This window comes from Flavobacteriales bacterium, assembly GCA_021296215.1.
GTDB lineage: Bacteria > Bacteroidota > Bacteroidia > Flavobacteriales > ECT2AJA-044 > ECT2AJA-044.
This window is the reverse complement of record JAGWBA010000004.1, coordinates 16475-42708: the sequence shown is the minus strand read 5'-3', so window position 1 is coordinate 42708 and position 26234 is coordinate 16475. Positions and strand designations below refer to the sequence as shown.

General features: G+C 48.7%; 26 protein-coding genes. 9 read left to right on the top strand and 17 right to left on the bottom strand.

The genetic code is table 11. The features are described from left to right. Positions 1 to 43: 43 nt before the first annotated feature. Positions 44 to 640, top strand: a complete 597-nt coding sequence (locus tag J4F31_01360; GenBank protein ID MCE2495230.1) for a hypothetical protein — start codon at positions 44 to 46, stop codon at positions 638 to 640. Here the strand turns inward: J4F31_01360 and J4F31_01355 are convergent. Next, complete coding sequence (locus J4F31_01355) at positions 637 to 3054, bottom strand: transketolase (protein MCE2495229.1); 2418 nt, start codon at positions 3052 to 3054, stop codon at positions 637 to 639. The two genes, J4F31_01360 and J4F31_01355, sit on opposite strands and share 4 nt — an antisense overlap. 88 nt (positions 3055 to 3142) lie before the next feature. After that, positions 3143 to 3520: a helix-turn-helix transcriptional regulator gene (locus tag J4F31_01350; GenBank protein MCE2495228.1), complete on the bottom strand. Its 378-nt coding sequence runs from the start codon at positions 3518 to 3520 to the stop codon at positions 3143 to 3145. Positions 3521 to 3668: 148 nt separating this feature from the next. Here J4F31_01350 and J4F31_01345 point away from each other — a divergent pair, with 148 nt between their 5' ends. Further along, positions 3669 to 4166, top strand: a complete 498-nt coding sequence (locus J4F31_01345) for a hypothetical protein (protein MCE2495227.1) — start codon at positions 3669 to 3671, stop codon at positions 4164 to 4166. 59 nt (positions 4167 to 4225) lie between these two features. On the opposite strand, the gene rplT is transcribed toward J4F31_01345, so the two are convergent. The 15 genes from rplT to J4F31_01270 all read right to left on the bottom strand — a co-directional run bounded on the left by rplT (position 4226) and on the right by J4F31_01270 (position 19344). Beyond that, positions 4226 to 4573 (bottom strand): 50S ribosomal protein L20, encoded by a 348-nt coding sequence (gene rplT, locus J4F31_01340; protein MCE2495226.1) that lies wholly within the window; start codon positions 4571 to 4573, stop codon positions 4226 to 4228. Between the two features lie 83 nt (positions 4574 to 4656). Continuing rightward, entirely contained in the window at positions 4657 to 4854 is a 198-nt protein-coding gene (rpmI, locus tag J4F31_01335; GenBank protein MCE2495225.1) for a 50S ribosomal protein L35, read from the bottom strand. Positions 4855 to 4880: 26 nt separating this feature from the next. Continuing rightward, positions 4881 to 5435 carry a translation initiation factor IF-3 gene (infC, locus tag J4F31_01330; GenBank protein ID MCE2495224.1) on the bottom strand — a complete coding sequence of 185 codons (555 nt, stop codon included), beginning with the start codon at positions 5433 to 5435 and terminating at the stop codon, positions 4881 to 4883. 18 nt (positions 5436 to 5453) lie between these two features. Then, complete coding sequence (gene thrS / locus J4F31_01325) at positions 5454 to 7400, bottom strand: threonine--tRNA ligase (GenBank protein MCE2495223.1); 1947 nt, start codon at positions 7398 to 7400, stop codon at positions 5454 to 5456. A 38-nt stretch (positions 7401 to 7438) separates the two neighbouring features. Next, positions 7439 to 8602, bottom strand: a complete 1164-nt coding sequence (locus tag J4F31_01320; GenBank protein MCE2495222.1) for a sigma-54-dependent Fis family transcriptional regulator — start codon at positions 8600 to 8602, stop codon at positions 7439 to 7441. Beyond that, positions 8603 to 9532, bottom strand: coding sequence for a hypothetical protein (locus tag J4F31_01315; protein ID MCE2495221.1), 930 nt, complete (start codon positions 9530 to 9532; stop codon positions 8603 to 8605). Continuing rightward, positions 9529 to 10413, bottom strand: a complete 885-nt coding sequence (locus J4F31_01310; protein MCE2495220.1) for a mechanosensitive ion channel — start codon at positions 10411 to 10413, stop codon at positions 9529 to 9531. Before J4F31_01310 ends, J4F31_01315 begins: the two co-directional genes overlap by 4 nt. Next, entirely contained in the window at positions 10410 to 11738 is a 1329-nt protein-coding gene (locus tag J4F31_01305; protein MCE2495219.1) for an ABC transporter permease, read from the bottom strand. Before J4F31_01305 ends, J4F31_01310 begins: the two co-directional genes overlap by 4 nt. After that, the gene (locus J4F31_01300; GenBank protein MCE2495218.1) at positions 11735 to 12637 is read right to left on the bottom strand and encodes an ATP-binding cassette domain-containing protein; all 903 of its coding nucleotides are present in this window, start codon (positions 12635 to 12637) and stop codon (positions 11735 to 11737) included. Before J4F31_01300 ends, J4F31_01305 begins: the two co-directional genes overlap by 4 nt. Before the next feature lie 48 nt (positions 12638 to 12685). Continuing rightward, positions 12686 to 13813, bottom strand: coding sequence for a molecular chaperone DnaJ (gene dnaJ, locus J4F31_01295; protein MCE2495217.1), 1128 nt, complete (start codon positions 13811 to 13813; stop codon positions 12686 to 12688). Between the two features lie 6 nt (positions 13814 to 13819). Continuing rightward, a complete protein-coding gene (locus J4F31_01290) occupies positions 13820 to 14383 on the bottom strand; it encodes a nucleotide exchange factor GrpE (protein MCE2495216.1) in 564 nt (187 codons plus the stop codon). Positions 14384 to 14446: 63 nt separating this feature from the next. Further along, complete coding sequence (locus tag J4F31_01285; GenBank protein ID MCE2495215.1) at positions 14447 to 14962, bottom strand: TlpA family protein disulfide reductase; 516 nt, start codon at positions 14960 to 14962, stop codon at positions 14447 to 14449. 44 nt (positions 14963 to 15006) lie between these two features. Continuing rightward, positions 15007 to 16314 carry a UDP-N-acetylglucosamine 1-carboxyvinyltransferase gene (gene murA, locus J4F31_01280; GenBank protein ID MCE2495214.1) on the bottom strand — a complete coding sequence of 436 codons (1308 nt, stop codon included), beginning with the start codon at positions 16312 to 16314 and terminating at the stop codon, positions 15007 to 15009. Between the two features lie 12 nt (positions 16315 to 16326). Continuing rightward, positions 16327 to 16989, bottom strand: coding sequence for a DUF4290 domain-containing protein (locus J4F31_01275; GenBank protein ID MCE2495213.1), 663 nt, complete (start codon positions 16987 to 16989; stop codon positions 16327 to 16329). Further along, positions 16990 to 19344, bottom strand: a complete 2355-nt coding sequence (locus J4F31_01270; protein MCE2495212.1) for a UvrD-helicase domain-containing protein — start codon at positions 19342 to 19344, stop codon at positions 16990 to 16992. Positions 19345 to 19526: 182 nt separating this feature from the next. On the opposite strand from J4F31_01270, the gene J4F31_01265 reads away from it, so the two are divergent. The 7 genes from J4F31_01265 to rplD all read left to right on the top strand — a co-directional run bounded on the left by J4F31_01265 (position 19527) and on the right by rplD (position 26231). Next, complete coding sequence (locus J4F31_01265; protein ID MCE2495211.1) at positions 19527 to 21422, top strand: gliding motility-associated C-terminal domain-containing protein; 1896 nt, start codon at positions 19527 to 19529, stop codon at positions 21420 to 21422. A gap of 188 nt (positions 21423 to 21610) precedes the next feature. Continuing rightward, positions 21611 to 21985, top strand: a complete 375-nt coding sequence (rpsL, locus tag J4F31_01260; GenBank protein ID MCE2495210.1) for a 30S ribosomal protein S12 — start codon at positions 21611 to 21613, stop codon at positions 21983 to 21985. Between the two features lie 22 nt (positions 21986 to 22007). Further along, on the top strand, positions 22008 to 22475 hold the full coding sequence (gene rpsG / locus J4F31_01255) for a 30S ribosomal protein S7 (GenBank protein ID MCE2495209.1): 468 nt from the start codon (positions 22008 to 22010) through the stop codon (positions 22473 to 22475). Between the two features lie 26 nt (positions 22476 to 22501). Then, on the top strand, positions 22502 to 24643 hold the full coding sequence (gene fusA, locus J4F31_01250; GenBank protein MCE2495208.1) for an elongation factor G: 2142 nt from the start codon (positions 22502 to 22504) through the stop codon (positions 24641 to 24643). 12 nt (positions 24644 to 24655) lie between these two features. Next, positions 24656 to 24961: a 30S ribosomal protein S10 gene (gene rpsJ / locus J4F31_01245; GenBank protein ID MCE2495207.1), complete on the top strand. Its 306-nt coding sequence runs from the start codon at positions 24656 to 24658 to the stop codon at positions 24959 to 24961. A 20-nt stretch (positions 24962 to 24981) separates the two neighbouring features. Further along, a complete protein-coding gene (gene rplC, locus J4F31_01240) occupies positions 24982 to 25602 on the top strand; it encodes a 50S ribosomal protein L3 (protein MCE2495206.1) in 621 nt (206 codons plus the stop codon). Continuing rightward, a complete protein-coding gene (gene rplD, locus J4F31_01235) occupies positions 25602 to 26231 on the top strand; it encodes a 50S ribosomal protein L4 (GenBank protein ID MCE2495205.1) in 630 nt (209 codons plus the stop codon). The genes rplC and rplD overlap by 1 nt, the downstream gene beginning before the upstream one ends. The last annotated feature ends 3 nt before the right edge of the window (positions 26232 to 26234 follow it).

Sequence of the window (26234 nt, the reverse complement as noted above, 5' to 3'; positions counted from 1 at the left end):
TCCGTTTCTGCAAAAAGCAAGTATCTTCCACAAAAATAAAGTCATGAAAAAGGTTCTTTGTTGTTTACTAGTTGCCCTGATGCCGCTGACTGGCATTTCACAAGAGACGAAGACCCTGCTCAGCTACCTAAATAGTGCCGAGATCAGCGGATTTGGTGGATTCAACCTCGGTATACACGCCATCGACGGGTCGTTGTCACCGAGTTTCGGTGGAGGGGGAGCCATGCTGATCGATCGGAAGTTCTGGATCGGTGGATTTGGCGAAGGTCTCGACGTAAATAAGAACTACACGTATTTGACGAACGACGGCGAGCGCGTCATAGAGCTCGATATGGGCTACGGTGGATTGTGGACTGGGTTCAAGATCAAACCCGGAGAAGTAATTCACCCTCAACTCGATCTCAAGTTAGGTTGGGGCGGGGTGTCTGCGGACGACGCCAATAACGGCCGCGAATACCTGAGTTCTTCCATATTTGTGTTTATTCCATCGGCTGGGGTAGAGGTTAACATTACACGCGTCTTTAGAGTCCAGCTCATGGCCGGGTACAGATCGATCAGCGGTTCCGATATCGAATTTGCCAACTCAGAGGATCTCAGTGGCTTCGTCGGAAACTTCGGATTCGTATTCGGCTGGTTTTAAAGCTCAGGGAACTTTACCGGGTCAGCTTCACGCATAAGTCCATAAACCGCTTCAACCACGTCGTCAACGCTTGGCTTGCTGAAATAATCCCCGTCGCTACCGTAGGCCGGACGATGTTCCTTACTCGCAATGGTAACCGGTTCACTATCGAGGTGATAGTATCCTCCTTGCTCTTCAAGCACTTTTTGCATCATATAGGCCGAAGCACCTCCGGGAACATCCTCGTCGAGGAAAACGACTCTATTGGTGTTCTTCAAATGTTCTACGATCATGTGATCCAGGTCGAAAGGAACGAGCGATTGCACGTCGATGATCTCTATTGAAATGCCCAATTCCCCGATATACTTTGCCGCCTCAAGCGCGATCCTACAGTTTGAACCGTAAGTCACCAAGGTTACGTCGGTGCCTTCGGCGATTACCTCAGGTACGCCCACCGGAGTTCGAATCTCAGCTAGGTTCGATGGCATATTCTCCTTGAGTCGATATCCATTCAAACATTCTACGATCAACCCGGGCTCGTCGCTATCGAGAAGGGTGTTGTAGAAACCGGCTGCTCGAGTCATATCGCGAGGCACCAACACGTTGATTCCACGACAGGCATGAACGATCATGCCCATGGGGGAACCGGAGTGCCATATTCCTTCTAGCCGGTGTCCGCGTGTGCGGATGATCAAGGGGGCTTTCTGACGGCCTTTGGTACGGTACTGCAGAGTTGCCAGATCATCGCTCATGGTCTGAAGCGCGTAAAGCAAGTAGTCGAGATACTGGATTTCCGCTATCGGACGCAAGCCTCTCATGGCCATACCAATACCCTGACCAACGATCGTGCTTTCGCGAATACCGGTATCAAAAACGCGTGATTCGCCGTGCTTATCTTGCAAACCTTCAAGCCCTTGGTTTACATCGCCGATCTTACCGCTGTCTTCACCGAATATGAGTACATCCGGACGTTCGCTTAAAATCCTGTCAAAATTGTTTCGAAGCACCATACGCCCGTCAACCGCCTCCTTATTGCCTTCGTATTCGGCGTTTACTGGTTCAACCTTTCGAGCAGAAAAAGCCGATTCACTGTACAAATGGCTATTATATCGGTCGCTGTTCTTTTGGCGCTCCACATCGAGGAATTGTTGAAGTGTCGCTCTTGCCTCTGTATGCTCGCCACGTGAAAGCCAGAGAGTTCTCCGAATGGAGTGATGAATGCCCCGACGAATAGGATCCATCATGGCATCGAGATCGTCTGCGATTTTGTTGATGAAGGCCTTTTGACCGCTCTCATTTGCACACTGGCGTATTAATTCTATGGCCTTGCTGCATTCGTCTTTGATCGGAGCCAAAAAGGCTTTCCACGCTTCCGACTTGGCGACTCTTACCGCCTTTACACTCTCTTTTTCAATGGTTTCGAGCTCTTCCTCAGTAGCAATGGCCGATTCGAGCATCCATTGCTTCATTTTCAGTAAGCAATCGTTGTCTTTTTCCCACTGTAAGCGCTCGGGTGATTTATAACGCTCGTGACTACCCGAGGTGCTGTGCCCTTGTGGTTGAGTAACCTCAACGACGTGGATTAAAACGGGTACGTGCTCTTCTCGTGCAATGCGCTCAGCTTTTTGGTACGTTTCAACAAGTGCGGGATAATTCCAACCCTCAACCTTTAGGATCTCGAACCCCGAGCCTGTTTCGTCAAGCTGAAAGCCCTTTAAGATCTCAGAAATGTTCTCTTTGGTAGTCTGGTACTTAGCCGGTACCGAAATTCCATATTCATCATCCCAGACCGACATGACAACGGGTACCTGAAGTACTCCAATAGCGTTGATAGCTTCAAAAAATACTCCTTCCGAAGTCGACGCATTACCAATAGTTCCAAAGGCGATCTCATTTCCCTTCTTCGAGAATTGGGTTCGGTCGGACAGAGCTTCATTATTGCGATATACTTTGGAAGCCTGAGCTAAACCAACTAACCTCGCCATTTGACCGGCCGTCGGGGAAATATCGGCACTCGAGTTCTTTTGCGCTGTCAGCTCTTTCCATGTGCCGTCTTCGGTAAGCGATTGCGTGGCGAAATGCCCACCCATTTGGCGACCACCTGATGCAGGCTCGATGTCGATGTCCGGGTGCGCGTAGAGAGCGGCAAAGTGCTCTTGGATAGACAATGCGTCGATGGCCATCATAAAGGTTTGGTCGCGATAGTAACCCGATCTAAAGTCTCCATTGCGAAAGACCTTCGCCATCGCCAACTGGGCCACTTCTTTACCATCTCCGAAAATTCCGAACTTGGCCTTCCCGGTTAGAACCTCGCGACGACCCAACAAGCTTGCTTCTCTCGATTCCACACCGATTCGATAATCCTTGATCACCTCTGCTTTAAAGTCGTCGAAAGAAATATTCTGATCGGTTTTTGAATTGGAATCGCTGCTCATACGTAGAGACTTTAGTAAGGGTCAAAGGTACGAAAAATGACCTTTTTGCCCGCCCTCGGAACATGTCCCCAGTCCAGAGCGTTCGCAGTTATGCCGACTTCGGAGGTCTGCTCAGTTGCTCCAGAATTCTCAGTAGTCGTTTTCGCTCTTCTTTGAGCAACAATAATTCATCTTGTAGCGAATCTAAATGGGTCATGTAGTTGGCCTTGAGTCTGACCTCAGGGGAAACACTCGGAGCCGATCGACCTTGAAGACGTTCAAGTAAGTGGCTCTCCCTGAAGAGCTGCGGTACATCGATCTCCAAAATGGAGCAAATCTCCTTCAGTCGTTGGACGGTCATTCTGGTTTCGCCACGTTCGAGTTTGGCGTAAGCCGATTGAGATATGTGTAGCTTTAGACTCATATATTCCTGAGACAAACCTTTGATCTCCCTGATAACGCGTAGGTTTTTACAAATGCTCTCCATAGCAAATTAGGTTTGATAGTTCTTTCAATCGAAACTAACTTTCGAAACCGAAATCAGCAGACGTTGAGGTTTTTCATTTGGACATTGCGCCCAGGACCCGCGATGCTGAACCACATTTTTTTCGGCTATGAAGCAAACAAAGGTTTATATGTTAAAGTCTTTTATCGGACTCCTTGTTTATGGCTTATTGGCCATGGTTCAAATAGGCTGTTCTGGCCAAAGCGAGAATCAGTTCGATGAGTTCGCGCCGTTTAGTATAGAACGCGATACAGGATCGGTTACACTTCCCAAAGCCCTTCCTGTTGGAGTTTGGAAAGGGCTGTTGGTGGTGAAATTCAACTCCGATTGTCACATGTGTTGTGATAAAATGAATGCGATGATCCGGGAAGAAAAAGTGCTCGATGAGTTTGCGATCGTACTTATCAGTTCAGAAGAATGGCCGGCCATTAAGTCCTTCGAGATGGAGTACCAACTGACCAATAAGTCAAACTACCTCGTGGGGCAAACGAACGAAGAAGACTTTTACAAGAGATTCAATGCTGTAGGAGCACCTTTCACAGCAGTGTTTAACGAAAGGGGAGAGGAGGTGTACCGCTTTGACGGGAACGCGAGTCTGCTGCCGATCTTAAGGGCCTTTTTTGAATAATAGCAATAAAAAAGGGACCCCATTGGATCACCTTTGTATCACAGTATTGTAACTGATCTTTATTTTTTCACCTCGTCAACGATGGCTTTGAAAGCCTCGGGATGATTCATGGCCAAATCGGCCAAAACCTTACGGTTCAATTCGATTCCCTTCTCATTGACTTTACCCATGAACTCAGAGTAGCTCATTCCGTGTTCGCGAATACCGGCATTTATTCGTTGAATCCAAAGAGCGCGGAAGTTCCGTTTCTTGGTTTTGCGATCGCGGTATGCGTACTGCATACCTTTTTCGACTTTGTTTTTGGCTACTGTATGGACGTTCTTTCCGCGCCCGAAGTATCCTTTAGCTTGCTTTAAGACCTTCTTACGTCTCGCGCGGGCAGCTACCGCATTTACCGATCTTGGCATTTCTCAAATTGTTTTTTGCACTTAGCGCCACCTGAGTGGTCTTTTGAACTAAGAGCATGGTTCATTACTCCGTTAATTGTTGCTTACTTCAAGTTCAATTGTTCCTTCACAGAGTTCACATCAGACTTGTGTACCAACCCTGACTTGGTCAAGTTGCGCTTTTGCTTGGTACCTTTTTTGGTCAAAATGTGACTCTTAAAGGCGTGCTTGCGCTTGATCTTACCAGTACCCGTCAGCTTGAATCGCTTCTTGGCGCTGGATTTGGTCTTCATCTTAGGCATTGCTTCCTGTTTTTGAGCTTACTTAATTACTTCTTGTTGGCCTTCGGAGCCATAAGCATGATCATACGCTTACCTTCCAACTTAGGAAGCTGCTCCACTTTGCCGATGTCCTCTAGCTCCTGCGCCAAACGCAACAGTAAGATTTCACCTTTGTCCTTGAAAAGAATGGTACGTCCCTTGAAGAAAACGAAGGCCTTCAACTTGGCACCATCTTCCAAAAACTTGCGCGCATGCTTGAGCTTGAACTCATAATCGTGCTCGTCGGTATTCGGTCCGAACCGAATTTCTTTGACCACGACCTTCTGCGCGTTCGACTTGATCTGCTTCTGTTTCTTTTTTTGGTCGTACAGAAACTTCTTGTAGTCGATGATCTTAACTACCGGAGGATCAGCTTTTCCAGAGATTTCAACCAAATCCAACCCTTGATCCTCAGCCATCTGTAATGCTTTATCGATCGAGTAGACTCCTTGTTCGACATTTTCACCTACCAAACGAACTTCCGTTGCGGTGATTTTGCGGTTGATTTTGTGTGGATCTTCTTCGCGTCTACGTTGAGGCCCTCTCCCTCTTCTTCTACGAATTGCTATGACTAACTCCTTTTAGTTAATAAAATCTTTAATCATGGCGTTTGCCTCTTCCGTCAAGTGCCTCGCAAAGGCCTCGAGCTCCATAGATTCCATGTCTCCTTCACCGTGCTTTCGAACGGAAACGGTACCCGCCTCTTGTTCTTTCTCACCAACTACGATCATATACGGGATCTTGCCGACCTCCGCATCACGTATCTTCCGACCCGTTTTTTCACTGCGTTCGTCAATGAGGGCGCGAATATCGTAATTTTTTAGCTCATTCTCAACTTTGTATGCGTAATCGACATACTTTTCGCTGATAGGGAGAATGATGACCTGGTCTGGAGTCAGCCACAACGGGAAATTACCGCCGCAGTGCTCCGTCAAAACCGCCACGAAACGCTCCATAGAGCCAAATGGCGCCCTGTGGATCATAACGGGTCGGTGATGTTGGTTGTCGCTACCGACATACTCAAGCTCAAAGCGCTCAGGTAAATTGTAGTCGACCTGAATAGTACCTAGCTGCCATGAACGACCCAAGGCATCTTTTACCATAAAGTCGAGCTTTGGACCGTAAAAAGCAGCCTCGCCCAATTCGGTTACGGTTTTTAAGCCTTTCTCTTCCGTTGCTTCAATAATGGCGCGCTCTGCTTTTTCCCAGTTTTCGGTTTTACCGATATATTTTTCCGGAGTTTCCGGATCACGCAGACTGATTTGAGTTGTAAAGTCCTCGAAACCTAGCGCAGTAAATACGTAAAGCACCAAGTCGATCACTTTTTTGAATTCGTCTTTCAACTGATCCGGAGTGCAGAACAAGTGAGCGTCGTCTTGGGTAAACCCGCGAACACGCGTTAACCCGTGCAACTCGCCACTTTGCTCGTAGCGATATACTGTTCCGAACTCGGCGTAGCGAATCGGAAGGTCCTTGTAACTGCGCGGCTCTGATTTGTAAATCTCACAGTGGTGAGGGCAATTCATGGGCTTGAGTAAATAAACCTCACCCTCTTGAGGAGTCTCGATCGGCTGAAAACTATTCTTCCCGTATTTTGCATAGTGACCGCTGGTCACGTAGAGCTCCTTATTTCCGATATGCGGCGTGATCACCGGCATGTAACCCGCTGCTTTCTGCGCCTTCTTCAAGAACTGCTCCAGGTGCTCGCGCAACATGGCTCCCTTTGGCAACCAAAGCGGTAGTCCTTGTCCGACTTTCTGACTAAAGGTAAACAAGCCCAATTCCTTACCGAGCTTTCGGTGGTCGCGCTTCTTCGCCTCTTCCAATAGCTCTAAATGCTCGGCGAGCATACTTTGCTTCGGGAAACTCACCCCGTAAATACGCGTTAACTGTGGCTTGTGCTCATCTCCGCGCCAGTAGGCTCCGGCTCCATTCAATACTTTAACTGCTTTGATCAATCCCGTATTCGGGATATGCCCCCCGCGACACAGATCCGTAAAATCGCTGTGGTCGCAAAAGGTGATGGTACCGTCCTCAAGGTTTTCGATTAACTCGACCTTGAACTCGTTCCCTTGCTTCTTGTAGAAATCAAGCGCATCTGCTTTTGATACTGCCCGCATCTTGAAATCCGCCTTCTCACGAGCCAATTCCAACATCTTCTTCTCGATCGCCGGAAAGTCCTTCTCAGAGAACACTTGATCCCCCAAGTCTATGTCGTAGTAAAAACCGTTGTCTATGGCCGGACCTATAGTCAATTTCACGCCCGGATACATCTTCTCCAAGGCCTGCGCCAACACGTGGGCCGATGAATGCCAAAAGGCCTTCTTACCCTGAGCATCGTCCCAGGTAAACAACGTCAACGTACTGTCCTCCGTAATGGGGTCGTGAATTTCGACCGTTTCACCATTTACTTGAGCCGATAATACATTACGGGCCAAGCCGTGACTAATGTCTTTCGCCACGTCGTGTGCACTCACTGGTCCGTCAAAACTGCGGACCGATCCATCAGGAAGTGTGATGTTCACCATGTCAACTTTTATTCGATTTTGGGGTGCAAAGATAGCAACTATTTGCTCGCGTAAATCTTCACATCCTGCTCGGTGATTTCCGAACCGCAAAGAATGGTCAGGCGCTCCACCACATTGCGCAACTCGCGGATATTTCCCGTCCAGTCGATCTTTTTCAAGACCTCTAGCGCCTGCGGCGCGAAGCGTTTCTTCGCGGTACCTTGTTCAGTTGCGATTTGCTCCAGAAAATGGTCGGCAAGTAGTGGAATGTCATCGGCTCGGTCATTCAAACTCGGAACCTTGATCAAGATCACACTCAATCGGTGATATAGGTCCTCCCGAAACCGCCCCTCTTTGATCTCTTCGGTCAAATCTTTGTTCGTCGCCGCGATCACGCGCACATCGACCTTGATCTCCTTGTCTCCACCAACGCGGGTGATCTTACTTTCCTGTAAAGCTCTCAAGACCTTACTTTGAGCACTCAAACTCATGTCGCCGATCTCATCCATGAAAAGCGTGCCGCCCTGGGCCAACTCAAACTTTCCCTTGCGTTGCTTAACAGCGGAAGTAAAAGCCCCTTTCTCGTGTCCAAAGAGCTCACTTTCGATCAGCTCGGCCGGAATAGCAGCGCAGTTGACCTCAACCATCGGACCCTTGCTGCGGTCGCTCTTCTCGTGAATTTGATGGACCACTAATTCTTTTCCCGTTCCATTGGGGCCGGTGATCATCACCCGAGCATCGGTCGGAGCTACCTTTTCGATCATCTCCTTGATTTTCTGAATGGGCTCGGAGTCTCCGATCATCTCGTAGCGCTTGCTCACCTTTTTCTTTAGGCGCTTGTTTTCTTCCACCAAAGAAGTGCGATCCAAAGCCAAACGCACGGTATTCAACAACCGGTTCAGATCGGGAGGCTTCGAAATGTAGTCGTAAGCCCCTTTTTTAATACACTCCACGGCCGTATCGATATCTCCGTGTCCCGAGATCATCACTACGGCACTGTCCGGACTCAAGATCCGCGCGCGTTCCAAAACCTCGATGCCATCCAATCCGGGCATCTTGATATCGCTCATGATCAGGTCGTAAGACTCCTTTCGGAGCATGTCCACACCTTCTTTACCGTCGGCGGCCTCATCGACCTGGTAATCCTTATTCTCGTCCTTCAGGATGTTCTTGAGCACGTTGCGTATGCTCTGTTCATCTTCTATGATCAGTATTCTTGCCATTTATTCTCTCTTGCGGTAATGCTCCACCAACGCGCCCTCTTTCAAGGCATAGGTGCTCAGCGTTACCTGCTTCATATTTAATCTGTCAATTACGTAACGTATGATCGAACTACTCAATACCATCATTTCGGCTCGCATTTCCATCATACCCGGCATCTGCAATCGTTCATCCTGCCTCGATACCTTTAAGCGACCGTAGATCGTTTCAAAGTCATTCAAGCTAAAATCGTACCGATTTCCCTTAGCGGTAATATCCTCCTCGTAAATTCCCGCCAAGATCAAATCCGCCATGGTGTCAAAACTTCCCGATGAACCTATGAGATGAGGGGTGGGGCACATGGCAACCGCTTCAAAAAGATCACTCAACTCTTCGTCCAGTATACCGTGTAATCTATGGAGATCGCCCTCAGATATGGGATCCTCTGGCTCAATGTGCTCCAATAATCGAGATACTCCAAGGGGATAACTCTTTTTCCAAAGTATGTTTTGGCCTGCAGCCAGAATGAATTCTGTGCTGCCACCACCGATGTCCATAACGAGCAGTCGCTCATCTCCAAAATCAGCCGAGGCTCTGACTCCTTCACAAATGAGTTCCGCTTCGAGGTCGCCCGAGATTACCTGAACCTCTACACCGTACGTTTCTTGGATTCGCTGAACGAATGCTCGTCCGTTATCTGCGTCGCGCACGGCGGACGTAGCGAACGCTAGTATATCCTCTACACCAAATTCCTGAGCGGTATTCACATGTGTCTCTATCGCAAGCATACCGCGCTCGATGGCATCGGGCTCCAAGTGTTTCTTGGCGAATCCGCCCTTGCCTAATCTTACCGGAATCTTGGTCTTGAACTCGGTGACAACCGTTCCATTGAATGCGGTACCGATCAACAAATTGAAGGTGTTGGTACCCAAATCGATGATAGCGGTACTCATTCGTCGAGAGGTTCATCCGGCCGAGAGGCCGTAATCTCATTGCGAAACCAAACATCGCGCTGAGGAAAAGGAATTTGCACTCCGTTTTTGCGGAATTTCTGGTCTATCATGAATCGCAAGTCGCTTTTGATCTTTTCAATGCGGTATAAATTCTCGCTAAAAAAGAGCAGGTCGAAGATCAGCGCGCTATCGCCGAAGTCGCTGAAGAAAACGAAAGGGGCAGGGGTTTGAACGACGTCGCCGTGTTCCTTGGCACAATCGACCAAAAGCTTGCGAACCAGGCTCACATCGGACCCATAAGAAACGCCCACGGTCACTCGAAAACGCGCTACACGACTATTCTGTGTCCAGTTCTTTACATTTTCATCGACGAATTTGTGGTTCGGTACGATCACTACCGTATCGTCCCTAGTGATCACTTTCGTTGTGCGGTTATCGACTTCGTGAACACGCCCGACGAGCCCATCCACCTCAATGATATCACCGGCCGTTACGGTTCGTTCGGTGAGGATCAGGAAGCCCGAAACCAGATCTTTGAAGAGGGCCTGAAGTCCGAGCCCCAAACCGACGAGCAAAGCGGTAGAGGAGGCGAGGAGCACCGTTAATTGAACCCCACTGGCCTCGAATACCAAGAGTAGGGTTACCAGATAAACGATGTACTTGACGACCTGATAGTAGGCGTACTTACTGCCTTTGTCGATCGCATTGTTCGTAAGCCGGCGGTTCAGAAACTTCTTGATCAACCAGAGTATGGCCCTGGCGGCTACGATAATGAGAACTATAGCGAGTATGCCCCACAGAGTGAGTTCGAAATGCTTGGTCTCGATCAGCGGGAATTCCAACGTCTCTTTGACCTTCGTAAAGAACTCGTTCAAGGTCATCCTTTGAATTTAATCCACTTCAGTATTTCGCCGTACGAAACTTTTTTACCGTACATCAATATTCCCGTTCTGTAGATCTTGGCTGCTACCCATACCGTACCCAAGAAGCCGAGTACCAACAAGATCATTGAAATGACGAGATCCATCGTCGGCACTCCCATTGCTACGCGTACCATCATAATGATGGGCGAGGTGAAGGGTATGATCGAGAACCAAAAGGCGATCGGACTTTCCGGGTTTGTGATGGTCGTTTGAGCTACTATGATGGCAAGTATGAGCGGTATCGTAACAGGTAGCATGAATTGCTGTGTGTCACTTTCGTTATCCACTGCTGAACCAATGGCCGCAAAAAGCGCACCGTACAGAAGGTATCCACCCAGGAAATAGAATATGAAACAACCGATGATCAAAGGAAAATTAATGCTGTCGATCACCTTCATGATCTTAGGAATGGCTTCGTTTTGTGCCGCTTGCATAGCGGCTTCCACTTCGGAACCGCTCATTTGACTGGCGATCTCCGTACTGCTATAGGTGTCGCCAAAGAATGCCAGCTGTGCCACGGTTACGATCGCGAAGGTGAGGATGACCCACAGCAAGAATTGAGTCAAACCGACCATGGCTACCCCGACGATCTTTCCAAGCATGAGCTGAAAGGGGCGTACCGAGCTGATGATCACTTCGACGATTCGGCTCGATTTCTCCTCGATCACTCCGCGCATCACCTGAGCTCCGTACAGGAAGATGAACATATAGATCAAGAACGCCATGATGAAGCCGACCGCTGTGGTCGCCTCACTGAAATTCTCTTCTTCTTTTTCACCTTCTAAACTGATAGTGCTAATGGTGATCGAGGTTTTCGCCGCTTCGATCTTTGCCAAATCAACGCTGTCGCGTCGCAATTTCAAGTTTTCGATCTCACGCTCTAGTTGCCGCTTGATCCCGTACTTTAAATCGATACCGATGGTCTTTTCCGAGTAGATCTGAATTGACTTCTCGATGTAGTTGAGATCACAATGCTGCCCGCAAGGAATATAAAGGAGGCCATAAGCTTCATTTTCCTTGAGCTGTGTTTTCGCCTGGTCCAGGTCCATTTCGTCTAGGTAGGTGTATCGTACCTCGTCATTATCAGCCAAATAACCCGTGAACAAGTCCGTCTCGTCCAAGACCAACATTTCCTGCTGCGGCGAACCGCTTTCAGCGATCAGAACAGGAACGATGAACAAAGAGGCCATGAGAATAGGGCCGAGCAAAGTCATTACGACGAAAGACTTTTTGCGAACGCGTGATAGGTATTCGCGCTGAATGATCAATCCGGTTCTATTCATGACGCGGCATTTTGAACGGTTCTGATAAAGATGTCATTAACGGTCGGAACCACCTCCGAGAAGTGGTCGATCTGAATGCTTGGTAAAAGCTTCTGCAGCAGATCGTTCGAAGACGCACCATTGGTAAGTTGAATGCGAGTGCTGCTCGAATCTTGCTCCAATACTACCATGTCGGCAGACAATTCAGTGGGCAATGTCCCGCGATGGAACTCTACCTTGAAGATCCCGTTTTTATAGTCTTCTTTGATCTTGCTGAGCTTTCCATCGAGTATCTTTTTCGACTTGTTGATCAGTGCGATATGATCGCACATTTCTTCAACGCTCTCCATCCGGTGGGTGGAGAATATAACGGTAGAACCCCGCTCACGCAACCGCATAATTTCGTCCTTGATCAGGTTTGCATTGATGGGGTCGAATCCGCTGAACGGCTCGTCGAAGATCAAGAGTTTGGGTTCGTGAAGTACCGTAGTGATGAACTGTACTTTTTGAGCCATTCCTTTACTCAGTTCCTCTACCTTTTTATCCCACCAATCGATCATGTCCATCCGCTTGAACCAATCTTTCAGTTTAGCTTTGGCATCGGACGTGCTCATTCCTTTTAGGCGAGCGAGGTACAGAGCCTGCTCACCGACCTTCATTTTCTTGTACAAGCCGCGCTCCTCGGGTAAATAACCGATTTGCTCGATATGTTCGGGCTTTAAGGGCGTGCCATCGAGCACGATTCGGCCCGAATCGGGAGCCGTGATCTGATTGATGATTCGAATTAGACTGGTTTTACCTGCTCCATTGGGCCCAAGTAATCCAAAGATCGATTCCTTTGGAACCTCTATGGAAACGTCGTCGAGGGCGCGATGCCCTGAGTAATCCTTTACGATTTGCTCTGCTAAGAGTAGACTCATAGTTATAAAATAAAAAAAGGGTCACCGAAGTGCCCCCTAATATATCCATTAAGAGAACATTTCCTTTACTCGATCAAAGAAGGATTTGTCGTTTTGATTCGGCTTTGGCTTTCCGCGATCACTTTCACGGAACCGTTCAAAGAATTCTCGTTCTTCTTTGCTGAGACTCTGAGGGGTCCAAACGTTAATATGAACCAACAGATCTCCTTTACCGTAGTGTTCAACCCTAGGCAAACCCTTACCTTTGAGGCGTAGGATCTTGCCGCTCTGGACGCCTGCATGGAGACTTATTCGAGCTTTACCGCTAACCGTTGGTACTTCTACTTTTGTCCCCAATACGGCATCCGACAGGCTAATGTACAAGTCGAAGTGAAGGTTGCTTCCTTCGCGATGTAGCGACTCGTGAGCAATTTCTTCGATTACCACGATCAAATCTCCGGCGGGTCCCCCTTTGGGTCCTGCGTTACCCTTTCCACGAACGTTCAATTGCATTCCGTCGCTTACTCCGGCCAGAACTTTGATCTCTACCACTTCCTCAAAGCACTCCAACCCATCGGCATTGACACCGGGCTCTTTGCTGCTCACGATCTTTCCGTCACCACCACATTGTGGACACGTTGAGGCCGTTTGCATACGACCCAAAATGGTCTCTGTAACACGATTCACACGGCCTATTCCATTACAAGTGGGGCAAGTCGAGTAACTCACCTTCCCCGTATTCTTCATTCGCGCCACCTTCACTTTCTTGGTGGTTCCGTTGGCAACCTCTTCAAGGGTCATTTTTACGCGAATTCTCAAGTTACTTCCTCGGCGAGCACGTGCGCCACCGCGTCCGCCACCACCGCCACCAAAGAAGCTGTCGAACGGCGAACCACCTCCGCCGAAGATATCTCCGAACTGGCTGAAGATGTCGTCCATGTTCATGCTGCCCCCACCAAAGCCACCTCCGCCCATACCGGCGTGGCCAAAACGGTCGTATTTCGCGCGTTTTTCACTGTTGCTCAAGACCTCATAGGCCTCGGCAGCTTCCTTAAAGCGCGATTCCGCATCCTTGTCGTCGGGGTTCTTATCCGGGTGATACTTAAGCGCGAGCTTGCGATAGGCCTTCTTGATCTCTGTAGCCTCCGCATCCCGCGATACTCCCAGTACGTCGTAATAATCTCTCTTCTCCGCCATGTTATCTTATTGTCCTACGACCACCTTTGCGTAGCGAATTACGCGATCGTTCAATAGGTAGCCTTTCTCAACTTCATCGACTACCTTCCCTTTGAGATCATCTTCAGGTGCCGGTATTTGAGTAATGGCCTCATGGTAATCCGTGTCCAACGGCTGACCAACGGTCGAATCCATTTCCTGCAGCCCTTTTTGCTCCAGAGTCTTTTTTAATTTGTTGTGAATGAGCTCCACACCTTCAACCAAACCGCTCACTTCTTTGGCGTCTTGCATCGACTTCAATGCGCGATCGAAATCGTCTAGAACGGGCAGTATGGCCGTCATCAATTCTTCCGTTGAACGCCCGATCAGTTCAATTCGTTCACGGGCTGTACGCCGCTTGTAGTTCTCGAATTCAGCGAATAACCGCAGGTACTTATCCTTAGCTTTTTGAAGCTCATCTTCCTCGTTCTCAGAGGTGTTCTGGCCCTCGCGGGCCGATGTGTCCTCCTCGGACCCTTGAACCTCTTGCTCTTCTACTTGAGCTTGTACTTCGTTATTCTCAGGTTCTTCGTGTTTCTTTTTCTTCGCCATCGGTCTGTCTATTTACCCCGCTTCAATCAAAAGGCAGACCAGTCTTGAAATTGTGTCAGAATGTCACTCTCCGGCGATCTGTGCCAGCTTGTTCATCAGCGCAGCTCCACGGAGATTCTTGGCAACGATTACCCCGTTACCGTCGATCAAATAGTTGGTCGGTATACTATTCACGCGGTACAGCGATACCACGGCCGAACGCCACCCCTGAAGCTCACTCACATGATAGCGCCAGGCCAATTGATCCTGCTGAATGGCTTTGAGCCACGATTCCTTCGCATTACTCTGACGCGGAGTACCGTCCAACGACACGCTGTATACGGTAAAACCTTCAAATCCGTTCAATACGTAGTTCTGATATTTCTGGTAAGTAGCCACGACGTTCGGATTCTCGCGACGACAAGGACCACACCAACTCGCCCAAAAATCGATCAAGACATATTGACCCCGGAGATCGCTGAGCTTAACCACTTTTCCGTCTTGGTTCTTCAATTCGATCTCAGGAGCGATGTCTCCAATATTCAGTCCTACTTCCTGCGCATTGCAGTTCGGGTTTACAGCGAATACAAGCCCTGCCATAAGCAGCGCTGAAAACAATAACGTCTTCATGATTGCAAAGAGAATTAGTCGATTCGTATAATATCTGCACCAATAGCGTTCAAACGCTCATCAATGTTCTCGTAACCGCGGTCGATCTGCTCAATATTGTGGATAGTACTTCTGCCATCGGCACTCAGGGCCGCGATCAACAGGGAAATTCCCGCACGAATATCGGGGGAGGTCATGGTGGTCGCCTTGAGTTGAGTTTGTCGATCGAGCCCGATCACGGTAGCCCGGTGCGGATCGCAAAGTATGATCTGCGCTCCCATATCGATCAGCTTATCGACAAAGAACAAGCGGCTCTCAAACATCTTCTGATGGATCAACACACTTCCACGTGCCTGAGTAGTTGTTACCAGGATCACACTCAATAGGTCAGGAGTAAGACCCGGCCACGGTGCATCCGCGATCGTCATGATAGAACCGCCGATGAACGATTCAATTTCGTAATGCGCCTGCGGCGCGATGTGGATGTCGTCGCCCTTGCGTTCCAGATTGATCCCCAATCGACGGAACGTCGTGGGGATAACCCCGAGATATTCATAGGCCACGTTCTTGATCGTCAGATCCGATTCGGTCATGGCCGCCATTCCGATATATGATCCAATTTCGATCATGTCGGGTAAACAACGGTGTTCACATCCTTTAAGATCTTCGACGCCTGTGATCTTCAGTAAATTGGATCCAATACCTTCGATCTGTGCTCCCATTGAAACCAGCATGCGACACAACTGCTGTAAGTAAGGTTCGCAAGCCGCATTGTAGATCGTGGTTACTCCATCGGCCATCGTAGCGGCCATAACGATATTCGCCGTACCGGTCACCGAAGCTTCGTCGAGCAACATATAAGTGCCTTTCAAGCGATCAGTAGTAACCTGATAAAACGATGCGGTGTCGTCGTAATTGAACTCGGCTCCCAAGTTTTGAAATCCAATGAAATGCGTATCAAGTCTGCGAAGTCCGATCTTGTCGCCTCCAGGGCGTGGGATATAACCCTTTCCGAAACGCGTGAGCAACGGACCCACGATCATGATGGACCCGCGAAGAGCAGCTCCTTTTTGTTTGAATGCATGGGAGTCGAGATAAGCCAAGTTGACTTCGTTGGCCTTGAACGAATAGTCGTTAGGCCCCAGTTTCTCGACTTTGACTCCTAAGTCGACCAACAATTCGATGAGTTTGTTCACATCCCGAATGTTCGGGATGTTTCTGATGATTACCTTTTCGGGAGTAAGCAACACGGCGCAAATGACCTGAAGTGCTTCGTTCTTTGCTCCTTGAGGCGTAATCGACCCCGATAGCGGTTTACCGCCATTAATGATGAAGGTGGACATGGATGAGCAATCTTATTTTCGGTGTTTGTAGTTTCGTTTTTTTCCTCCTTTTTTACGCTGAGTACGCGGTTTGCTGATGTTGCCTGTTGAGCTTACCAAATCTTTGGTTTCGGCCAACTCTTGCTCTTCGTTCAACTCGAGCTCACCATTCGAGAATTCGTTCAAGTGATTCAGGATCACTTTGTCCTCAACGGAATCCTTGTTCCAGTTCAGATAGCTCTTCTTCATATGATTCGCTAACTGCTTCACCATCTGAGGGCGATGCTCCAAATCCTTCATTTCGCTGGCGGCTTCAATCATTTTAATGATGTACTTGCCGTAGTAGCGATAGCGAATTCGCTCCTGTGGATAGGCCACGGTATCAGGGCGTTCCTCGAACGATTCTCTCGTTGGCTTTGGATACGGAGAGTCGACATCTAGCTTAAAATCACTCATAATGAATAAGTGATCCCACAGTTTGTGTTTGAAATCAGGTACGTCTCGGAGGTGAGGGTTCAGATTTCCAATAACGTCTATGATCGCCTGCGCCACCTTCTGTCGCTTTTCTTTGTCTTCGATCGTTACCGCGTAATCCACCATTTGCTGAACATGCCGTCCATATTCAGGTATCTTCAGTATCTCCTTATCCGTATTGTACTGCATCGTAATATCTACTTGTTTCGCAAAGGTAACCAATTATAGTTCCTTTAGCTTAGCGAACTTGAGCAGGAGCTTCTTTTCGCCGTGTCGGTCGAAATGGACTACCGCTTTCTGGTTTGGACCACTCCCTTCTAACCGGACCACTTCCCCGGCACCAAAACGCTCGTGAGCAATGCGCATACCTTGAGTGAGTTGCAATCCGAATTCGAAATCACCGCCGCCCGTCGACGGAGCGGACCTGCGTTCACTTTGTCCGATGGGTTTCATGTTCGATTTTAGTCCCAAGGGTTTGGGATGTTCAGTCGCCGGTTTTTTCCGCGCACTTCCATTTCCGGCCGCAGGCCGCCGTTCTCTTCCTCCTCCAAAATCCACTCGGTATTTCTCGGGTACGGCCTGATTCCGACGTTCGGTGGGAATGAGCCAGTCGAGGAAATGGTCTTCGATCTCTTCGAGGAATCGACTCGGTTCGTTATCGATCACCTTACCCCATCGATAGCGTTGAAGGGAGTAGGTGAGGGTTGCGCTTGTTTCGGCTCGTGTCAGAGCTACGTAGAAGAGACGGCGCTCTTCTTCGAGGTCGCTGCGCGAGTTTACGGCCATCATACTTGGAAAAAGATCTTCTTCGAGACCTACGATGAAAACGTGCGGAAACTCGAGTCCCTTCGCCAAGTGGATGGTCATCAGACTCACTTTGTTGTGGTCGTTCGGGTCGTCGTTGTCCTGGTCGGTGATGAGGCTAACCTCCTCCAAAAACGCAGGCAGATCAGTGCGTCGGGTTTCGTTGGGCCCCTCCTTGCCTTCTTCGATGAACTCCTTGATACTATTGAGAAGCTCCTGAATATTCTCGGCCCTGCTGATGCCTTCAGGGGTTTGGTCGTCGTTGGGTTCCTTGAGTATTCCCGCCTGCTGTGCAATATGTTGGGCAAGGGCAAAGGCATCGTGGGATTCGGTCATCGCGCGAAAACTCTGGATCATGGTAGCGAAGTTGATCAGCTTTCGCTGCACACCCGAAGACAACCCTACTTGTGGGTAGGCGTCGATACGTTCGCATAGATCCCAAAGAGAGCACTTGAAATTATTGGCTGCAACGGTCAGTCGTTGCATCGTAGTATCGCCGATCCCGCGTTTGGGGTAATTGATCACTCGGCGAAAAGCCTCTTCGTCGTTGTGATTGAGGGTCAGACGCAAATAGGCGAGCAGGTCTTTGACTTCGCGCCGTTGATAAAAGGATACGCCACCGTAAATGCGATAAGGGATATTCCGCTTCCGAAGTGCATCTTCAATACTCCTCGATTGGGCGTTCGTTCGGTACAGAACGGCAAAATCGCCCAGACTGCGGTTTTCTCTAGCTTGCCGCTCCCAGATGGACCCGGCGACGTATTGACCTTCCTGATTATCGGAAATGGCTTGGTACACTCGGATTTTTTTACCTTCCTTATTCGAAGTCCATACCTCTTTTTGAAGTTGGTCCGGGTTGTGTTTAATGACCGAGTTCGCTGCGCCAACGATCATCTTGGTACTCCGATAATTCTGTTCGAGCTTCAGCGCAGGGGCATCGGGGTAATCGCGATTGAAGTTCAAGATGTTCTTGATGTTCGCTCCTCGAAAAGCATAGATGGACTGAGCATCGTCACCCACAACGCAGATATTCTCGTAGCGGCTCGCCAAGGCTTTGACGATCAGGTACTGAGCGTGGTTGGTATCTTGGTACTCATCGACCAGCAAGTACTTGAATCGCTGCTGATACTTGGCCAACACCTCGGGGAACTTGTTCAAAAGTTCATTGGTCTTCACCAACAGATCGTCGAAGTCCATTGCCCCTGCCCTAAAACAACGATCGACATACATTTCGTAGATCTTCCCGGTCTCGGGCCGCTTTGAGGCGCTGTCCTGCTCTTGCAATTCCGGAATGTCCCAATACGCCTGCGGCGTGATGAGGGAGTTCTTGAAACTGCTGATGCGCCCTTGAATCTGTTTCGGCTTGTACAGATCGGTGTCGAGGTTCTGCTCTTTGATGATGTTTCCGATGAGCTTCCGCGAATCTTCTGTGTCGTAAATGGTGAAGTTACTCGGATATCCGAGCTTATCGGCCTCTACGCGAAGTATGCGAGCAAATACCGAGTGAAAGGTGCCCATCCAAAGGTTTCGCGCCTCGGTGCCGCCAACGATCCTTTGAATACGATCCTTCATTTCGCGTGCGGCCTTGTTCGTAAATGTCAGCGCCAATATGTTGAATGGATCAACTCCGAGGGCCATGAGGTGCGCGATCCGGTATGTCAAAACTGTGGTCTTTCCCGATCCTGCACCGGCGATGATCATCAGCGGCCCTTCTGTATGTTCAACCGCTAATCGCTGCGGCTCGTTCAATTGTGCTAGGTAATCCGTACTCATAAATCCTGCTTCTGGGCCAAAAGTAAATAAATACGAAGCTGCCTCGAGGCCAACCTGTCGCCATTTATTAACGTTTAGCTCAATAAAGTGGATTCATTATCTTTCTAGCTCAATAAAGTGGATTCATTATCTTTCTAGTTCAATAAAGTGGATTCATTATCTTTCGTTGCAAACCCCTCGTCATGAAAAAACGTCTGATCCTCTCCTTGGTTGTACTTACAACTGCTCTTCAAGCTCAGGTCATTGCGCCGGCCGATACCTTCCTCTGTCAAGGAGGCCCGCTTCCTCTAACAGCGACCTATCTCGGTGGGGGTGGATCGACATCTTATGCCGATTCCATTATTCCCTTCTTTTGGGAGACAGCTCAATTAAGCGGTGTATATAATGGACCGGATGATCAGCATTCGGGGGTGGTGAATATTGGATTCGATTTTTGCTTCTACGGACAAACCTACAGCCAGGTAGTCGTTTCAACGAATAACTATATCACCTTCGATTTAACGAATGGCGGCGGATTCTCGCCTTGGACTACCCAAGCCATCCCAAATCCGAACGAGCCACTTGCGGCGATCATGGGGCCTTGGGTCGATATCAATCCGGCCACGGGAGGTAATATTACTTATGGAACGGTCGGAACGGCACCGAACCGTAAGTTCGTAGCGAGCTATAATAATATCCCGATGTTCTCGTGTTCACAAATCATATACAGAGGTCAGATCGTGATCTACGAAACCTCGAACCTCATTGAAACACACATCGAGAACTTGCCCCTTTGCTCCAGCTGGAACGGAGGTAATTCCGTTCACGGGCTTCACAACGAAACGGGAACCCAGGCCTACACCGTCGCTGGCCGCAACAACACGCCATACACCGTTCAATTCGAGGGCCGCCGTTTTTATGGAACCGGTGCCGCGAATGTCGTTTGGTACGATGAGAACTTGAACGCCTTGGATACGGGATTGACCGTTACCGTAAACCCAACGTCTTCAACCACGTACTTCTTGGGTTTGGTATGCGGTGGTATTCAGGACTCGGTTCGCGTGCAGATCGGAGTCGTCGGTGCTAGCTTCAATACACAGGACGAGTCTTGCTATTCAGCCGATGATGGAATAGCAACGGTGAACCTTCCTAATAACGGAGGGCAGTGGGATGTCACCTGGCTCGATGTCTTTGGGAATACCCTGCAGGTCGATAACAACATCACCACCGCGGCAACGCTTAACGGACTCGAAGCGGGGGCTTACTACGTCGAAATGTACGACCAGGTGAATGACTGTGCCGTGATCGACACCGTTTACATCAACCAGCCACCGCCCATCGTGCTCAACGAACAGGTTCAAAATGCATTTTGCGATCAGAATAATGGAATTATCGATCTCGCCCTCGCGGGCGGATACGGACCTTTGACCTTCAGTTGGGACGATGGCACGGTATCGCTTGACCGCGATAACCTGACGCCGGGAGACTATACCATATATGTACAGGATAGTATTGGATGTGATACAACGGCAACCTTTACCATATTAAATGAGTTTCCGGTCGATGCCGACTTTACGGCCACACCTATGAGCGGATTGGCTCCTTTGACGGTGAACTTCAATGACCTCACTACCGGCGCCGATGGCTACACCGTGGACTTTGGAAACGGTGATACGGGCTTTGATCCCGATACCACATATACTTTTGAGGAGAACGGCCTATTTACTATTGTGATGGTCGGCTATGATTCACTTTCCGGTTGTACGGATACGGCAACTCTGGTGATCGACGTAACGAGCGACCCAAGGGTGTTGATGCCCAACGTATTTTCACCTGGAGGAAACTTTCCGTATTACAATGCCGTAACCTCAAACGACAGCACGGCCAACATCGATCAGTTCACGGGGGTCATTTACACGCGTTGGGGCAACGCGGTATACGAATGGACCAACTGGGAAGATCAGACAGCGGGATGGGATGGAACCGTGAACGGTTCAAAGGCCAGCGAGGGTGTTTACTACTACGCGGTCAAGGCGGTCGGATCCAATGGAAAAGCCATAGAGCAAAGCGGGCACCTGACGTTGATCCGCAACGACTAAACTACACCTTATATAATAAGTTGCACTTCGCGCCGCTAGGCGCAAATTTTCCATTTGAAAATACGCGCATAACACTCAGTTATTTTCCCATTCTAACCTATTGCAAGTTAGATTTTTTGTCATACCTTTGCAGTCCCTAAAAAACTGGGGTATTGTATTTTATCTGATCGGAACACAATTGTAAGTATATGCCAACGATACAGCAGCTTGTAAGAAAAGGCAGAAAACAGATTGAAAAGAAAAGTAAATCTGCCGCTTTGGACGCTAGTCCACAACGCCGAGGAGTATGCACTCGTGTGTACACCACGACGCCCAAGAAACCGAACTCAGCGATGCGTAAAGTAGCGCGTGTTCGTTTGACGAATGGTAAGGAGGTCAACGCCTACATCGGGGGTGAAGGGCACAACCTGCAGGAGCACAGTATTGTGTTGGTGCGTGGAGGTCGTGTGAAGGATTTGCCCGGTGTGCGTTACCACATCGTTCGTGGGGCTTTGGATACAGCTGGTGTTGAAGGTCGTTTGCAACGTAGATCAAAATATGGTGCTAAGCGTCCTAAGAAATAATTTTCGATAACAGTCTATAGAGATGAGAAAAACAAAATCGAAAAAAAGAGAGCTGCTGCCAGATCCTAAGTTCCAGGATCCGATGGTAACGCGTTTCGTGAACAACATGATGTTGGACGGTAAAAAAAGTACCGCTTTCGACATTTTCTACGAAGCAATGGATTTATTAGATGCTAAGTCTGAGAACAGTGGATTAGAGACTTGGAAAGAAGCGTTGACGAATGTAATGCCTCACGTTGAGGTGCGTAGTCGTCGTGTTGGTGGTGCTACTTTTCAGATTCCGATGCAGATTCGTCCCGATCGTAAGATCAGCATGGCTATGAAATGGCTCATCAGCTACAGCCGTGCTCGTAACGAAAAAACAATGGCTCAGCGTTTGGCAAATGAGATCTTGGCTGCGGCCAAGGAAGAAGGTGCTGCGGTTAAGAAGCGTCAAGATACGCACCGTATGGCCGAGGCCAACAAGGCATTCTCTCATTTCCGATTCTAATAATACACAGACACTTTTAACTCGTCATGGCAAAAAAACAAGACCTCCGTTTCGTTCGTAACATTGGGATTATGGCTCACATCGACGCCGGTAAGACTACTACTACCGAGCGTATTCTGTTCTACACCGGTGTTAGTCACAAGATCGGTGAGGTACACGATGGAGCCGCGACCATGGACTGGATGGAGCAGGAGCAGGAGCGTGGAATCACCATTACCTCAGCTGCTACGACTTGTTTCTGGAACTTCCCGACTGTGCAAGGTCAACCAGTTCCTGAAACACAACAATACAAGATCAACATCATCGACACCCCGGGACACGTTGACTTTACCGTGGAGGTAGAGCGTTCACTGCGTGTATTGGATGGTGCCGTAGCATTGTTCTGCGCAGTAGGTGGAGTTGAGCCACAGTCTGAGACCGTATGGCGTCAGGCTGATAAGTACAAAGTGCCTCGTATCGGATTCGTTAACAAGATGGACCGTTCGGGTGCAGATTTCTTTAGCGTTATTTCTCAAGTAAATGAGCACTTGCACGGAAATCCGGTTCCACTTCAGGTGCCGATCGGTACAGAAGCTGACTTCCGGGGTGTTGTTGATTTGATCAGCAACGAAGCTGTTATTTGGGACGACGAGAATTTCGGAAGCACCTACAAAGTAGTTGACATTCCAGAAGACTTGAAAGAAACTTTAGCCGAGTGGCGCGAGAAACTCGTAGAGGCGGTAGCTGAATACGACGATGCGTTGATGGAGAAGTTCTTCGACGATCCCGAGAGCATTACCGAAGAGGAAATGATCGAAGCGATCCGCAAGGCGACCATCGACATGACCATCACTCCAATGCTTTGTGGTTCTGCCTTTAAAAATAAAGGAGTTCAGACCGTATTGGATGCTGTAATGCGTTACTTGCCTTCACCGGTTGAGATCGAGGCTATCACAGGAACTAACCCTGACACTGATGAAGAGGAGAAGCGTCGTCCTACGACCGAGGATCCATTCTCAGCGTTGGCATTTAAGATTGCGACTGACCCATTCGTTGGTCGCCTATGCTTCTTCCGCGTGTATTCAGGTGAGCTTCCAGCGGGATCTTACGTGTACAACACACGCACGAACAAGAAAGAGCGTATCTCTCGTTTGTTCCAGATGCACTCAAATAAGCAGAATCCAATCGAATTGATCGGAGCTGGTGATATTGGTGCCGGTGTAGGATTTAAAGATATCCGTACTGGAGATACCCTTTGCGACGAGAAAAAACCTATCGTACTTGAGTCAATGACCTTCCCGGAGCCGGTAATCGGAGTGGCGGTTGAGCCTAAGACTCAAGCCGACGTAGATAAAATAGGTCAGGCCTTGGCTAAATTGGCCGAAGAAGATCCAACGTTCCGTGTAGCAACTGACGAAGATTCGGGTCAGACCGTGATCAGTGGAATGGGTGAGTTGCACTTGGACATTATTATAGACCGTATGCGTCGCGAGTTCAAAATTGAATTGAACCAAGGTGCTCCTCAAGTACAGTACAAAGAAACCATCACCACAACCGTGGATCACCGCGAGGTTTACAAGAAACAAACTGGTGGTCGTGGTAAATTTGCGGATATCGTGATCTCACTCGGACCGGTTGAGGACGAGAAAGAGCAAGGACTGGAGTTTGTGGATGAGATCAAAGGAGGTAATATTCCTAAAGAATTCATCCCATCTGTTCAGAAAGGTTTCCAAGATTCGATGAAGAACGGTCCTTTGGCGGGGTACGAGATCGACTCAATGAAAGTAACCTTGAAGGATGGATCGTTCCACCCTGTGGATTCGGATCAGTTGTCGTTCGAGTTGGCCGCAAAGATGGCCTTCCGCGAGGCTGCCAGAAAAGCTTCTCCTGTACTGCTCGAGCCTATCATGAAGGTTGAAGTCGTTACCCCTGAAGAGAACATGGGTGATGTAGTGGGTGATTTGAACCGCCGTCGTGGTCAGGTAGCCGGAATGGATTCACGTGCGGGTGCACAGGTGATCAAAGCCGATGTGCCATTGTCTGAAATGTTCGGTTACGTAACTGATTTGCGCACTATCACTTCGGGTCGCGGAACTTCAACCATGGAGTTTAGTCACTATGCTCCGGCACCAAACAACGTGGCCGAAGAAGTGATCGCAAAAGTTAAAGGTAAAGCACAGACTGCTTAATATAGTCGAAAGATGAGCCAGAAAATTAGAATCAAATTAAAATCCTACGATCACAACTTGGTAGACATGTCTGCCGAGAAGATCGTAAAGACGGTGAAGAGTACGGGTGCGATCGTTAATGGTCCCATCCCGCTGCCAACCAAGAAGCGCATTTTCACTGTGCTTCGTTCACCTCACGTGAATAAGAAGTCTCGTGAGCAGTTCCAATTGAGTTCTTTCAAGCGCTTGTTGGACATCTATAGTTCATCATCTAAAACGATTGACGCTTTGATGAAACTCGAATTGCCGAGTGGGGTCGAGGTGGAGATCAAAGTGTGATAATTTAAAAGGGATTCCAGATGTCAGGAATTATCGGAAAAAAGGTCGGAATGACCAGTATTTTTGACGAGCAGGGTAAGAACCATGCTTGTACGGTCATTGAGGCTGGGCCATGCGTGGTCACTCAGGTGAAGACCATAGAAAAAGAAGGCTACAGCACCGTTCAGCTCGGATTTGACGAGCGCAGTGAAAAGAGCACTGGTCAGGCTTTGACCGGACACTTCAAGAAAGCTAAGTCCACTCCAAAGCGCAAAGTCGTAGAATTCCGTAAGGACTTCGGACGTGATTTGACCTTGGGAGATACTGTTACCGTGGATTTGTTTGAACCAGGAGAGTACGTGCACGTTACGAGCAACGCTAAAGGTCAGGGTTTCCAAGGGGTAGTAAAGCGTCACGGTTTTGGTGGAGTTGGTCAACGTACTCACGGTCAACATAACCGCGAGCGTGCTCCCGGTTCGATCGGAGCAGCTTCTTATCCGGCACGTGTATTCAAAGGAATGCGCATGGCGGGTCAAACAGGAAACCAACGGGTAACTATTGAGAACCTCGAGGTTTTAAGAGTGGTACCTGAAAAGAATTTGTTGGTGGTTAAAGGTTCGGTTGCCGGACCAAAGAACTCCTACTTAATCATTCGTAAGTGATGAATTTAGCAGTATTAGATAAAAACGGAAAAGACACAGGGCGCAAAGTCACCCTGAACGATTCCATCTTCGGAGTAGAACCGAACGACCACGCGATCTATTTGGATGTTAAGCAGTATTTGGCCAATCAGCGTCAGGGTACTCACAAAGCCAAAGAGCGCGCTGAGATCGCCGGAAGTACCCGTAAGATTAAGAAGCAAAAAGGAACAGGTACTGCCCGTGCAGGTAGTATAAAGTCTCCGATCTTCCGCGGTGGTGGTCGAATTTTTGGACCGCAGCCACGAAACTACGGGTTCAAACTGAACAAGAAAGTGAAGCGTTTGGCTCGTGTCTCGGCTTTGAGCTATAAGGCTAAAGACTCGAATATCGTTGTTTTGGAGAATCTCAATTTTGACTCTCCAAAGACCAAAGATTTCGCAGTAGTCCTTTCAGCAGTTAGTGGTGATTCGAAAAAATCACTAGTTGTGCTGGCTGAGCCAAATAAAAACGTACATTTGTCCTCCCGAAATTTACAGGGTGTTGAAATCGTAACTGCCTCAGAATTAAATACTTACAAAACTTTAGAGGCAAATAAGTTGATTTTGACTGAAGGGTCAATTGAAAAGATTGAAACCTTATTAAGCGAATAGAAA

Excerpts from the sequence above, each read along its gene's own strand:
- rplT (MCE2495226.1), bottom strand. The coding sequence starts at position 4,573 with ATGCCAAGATCGGTAAATGCGGTAGCTGCCCGCGCGAGACGTAAGAAG.
- dnaJ (MCE2495217.1), bottom strand. The coding sequence starts at position 13,813 with ATGGCGGAGAAGAGAGATTATTACGACGTACTGGGAGTATCGCGGGAT.
- J4F31_01320 (MCE2495222.1), bottom strand. The coding sequence starts at position 8,602 with ATGGCAAGAATACTGATCATAGAAGATGAACAGAGCATACGCAACGTG.
- rplD (MCE2495205.1), top strand. The coding sequence starts at position 25,602 with ATGAATTTAGCAGTATTAGATAAAAACGGAAAAGACACAGGGCGCAAA.
- J4F31_01355 (MCE2495229.1), bottom strand. The coding sequence starts at position 3,054 with ATGAGCAGCGATTCCAATTCAAAAACCGATCAGAATATTTCTTTCGAC.
- rpsG (MCE2495209.1), top strand. The coding sequence starts at position 22,008 with ATGAGAAAAACAAAATCGAAAAAAAGAGAGCTGCTGCCAGATCCTAAG.
- thrS (MCE2495223.1), bottom strand. The coding sequence starts at position 7,400 with ATGGTGAACATCACACTTCCTGATGGATCGGTCCGCAGTTTTGACGGA.
- rplC (MCE2495206.1), top strand. The coding sequence starts at position 24,982 with ATGTCAGGAATTATCGGAAAAAAGGTCGGAATGACCAGTATTTTTGAC.
- J4F31_01345 (MCE2495227.1), top strand. The coding sequence starts at position 3,669 with ATGTTAAAGTCTTTTATCGGACTCCTTGTTTATGGCTTATTGGCCATG.
- J4F31_01300 (MCE2495218.1), bottom strand. The coding sequence starts at position 12,637 with ATGAGTCTACTCTTAGCAGAGCAAATCGTAAAGGATTACTCAGGGCAT.
- J4F31_01270 (MCE2495212.1), bottom strand. The coding sequence starts at position 19,344 with ATGAGTACGGATTACCTAGCACAATTGAACGAGCCGCAGCGATTAGCG.
- fusA (MCE2495208.1), top strand. The coding sequence starts at position 22,502 with ATGGCAAAAAAACAAGACCTCCGTTTCGTTCGTAACATTGGGATTATG.
- rpsL (MCE2495210.1), top strand. The coding sequence starts at position 21,611 with ATGCCAACGATACAGCAGCTTGTAAGAAAAGGCAGAAAACAGATTGAA.
- J4F31_01310 (MCE2495220.1), bottom strand. The coding sequence starts at position 10,413 with ATGACCTTGAACGAGTTCTTTACGAAGGTCAAAGAGACGTTGGAATTC.
- J4F31_01360 (MCE2495230.1), top strand. The coding sequence starts at position 44 with ATGAAAAAGGTTCTTTGTTGTTTACTAGTTGCCCTGATGCCGCTGACT.
- rpsJ (MCE2495207.1), top strand. The coding sequence starts at position 24,656 with ATGAGCCAGAAAATTAGAATCAAATTAAAATCCTACGATCACAACTTG.
- J4F31_01290 (MCE2495216.1), bottom strand. The coding sequence starts at position 14,383 with ATGGCGAAGAAAAAGAAACACGAAGAACCTGAGAATAACGAAGTACAA.
- J4F31_01305 (MCE2495219.1), bottom strand. The coding sequence starts at position 11,738 with ATGAATAGAACCGGATTGATCATTCAGCGCGAATACCTATCACGCGTT.
- J4F31_01265 (MCE2495211.1), top strand. The coding sequence starts at position 19,527 with ATGAAAAAACGTCTGATCCTCTCCTTGGTTGTACTTACAACTGCTCTT.
- J4F31_01285 (MCE2495215.1), bottom strand. The coding sequence starts at position 14,962 with ATGGCAGGGCTTGTATTCGCTGTAAACCCGAACTGCAATGCGCAGGAA.
- J4F31_01315 (MCE2495221.1), bottom strand. The coding sequence starts at position 9,532 with ATGAGTACCGCTATCATCGATTTGGGTACCAACACCTTCAATTTGTTG.
- J4F31_01350 (MCE2495228.1), bottom strand. The coding sequence starts at position 3,520 with ATGGAGAGCATTTGTAAAAACCTACGCGTTATCAGGGAGATCAAAGGT.
- murA (MCE2495214.1), bottom strand. The coding sequence starts at position 16,314 with ATGTCCACCTTCATCATTAATGGCGGTAAACCGCTATCGGGGTCGATT.
- rpmI (MCE2495225.1), bottom strand. The coding sequence starts at position 4,854 with ATGCCTAAGATGAAGACCAAATCCAGCGCCAAGAAGCGATTCAAGCTG.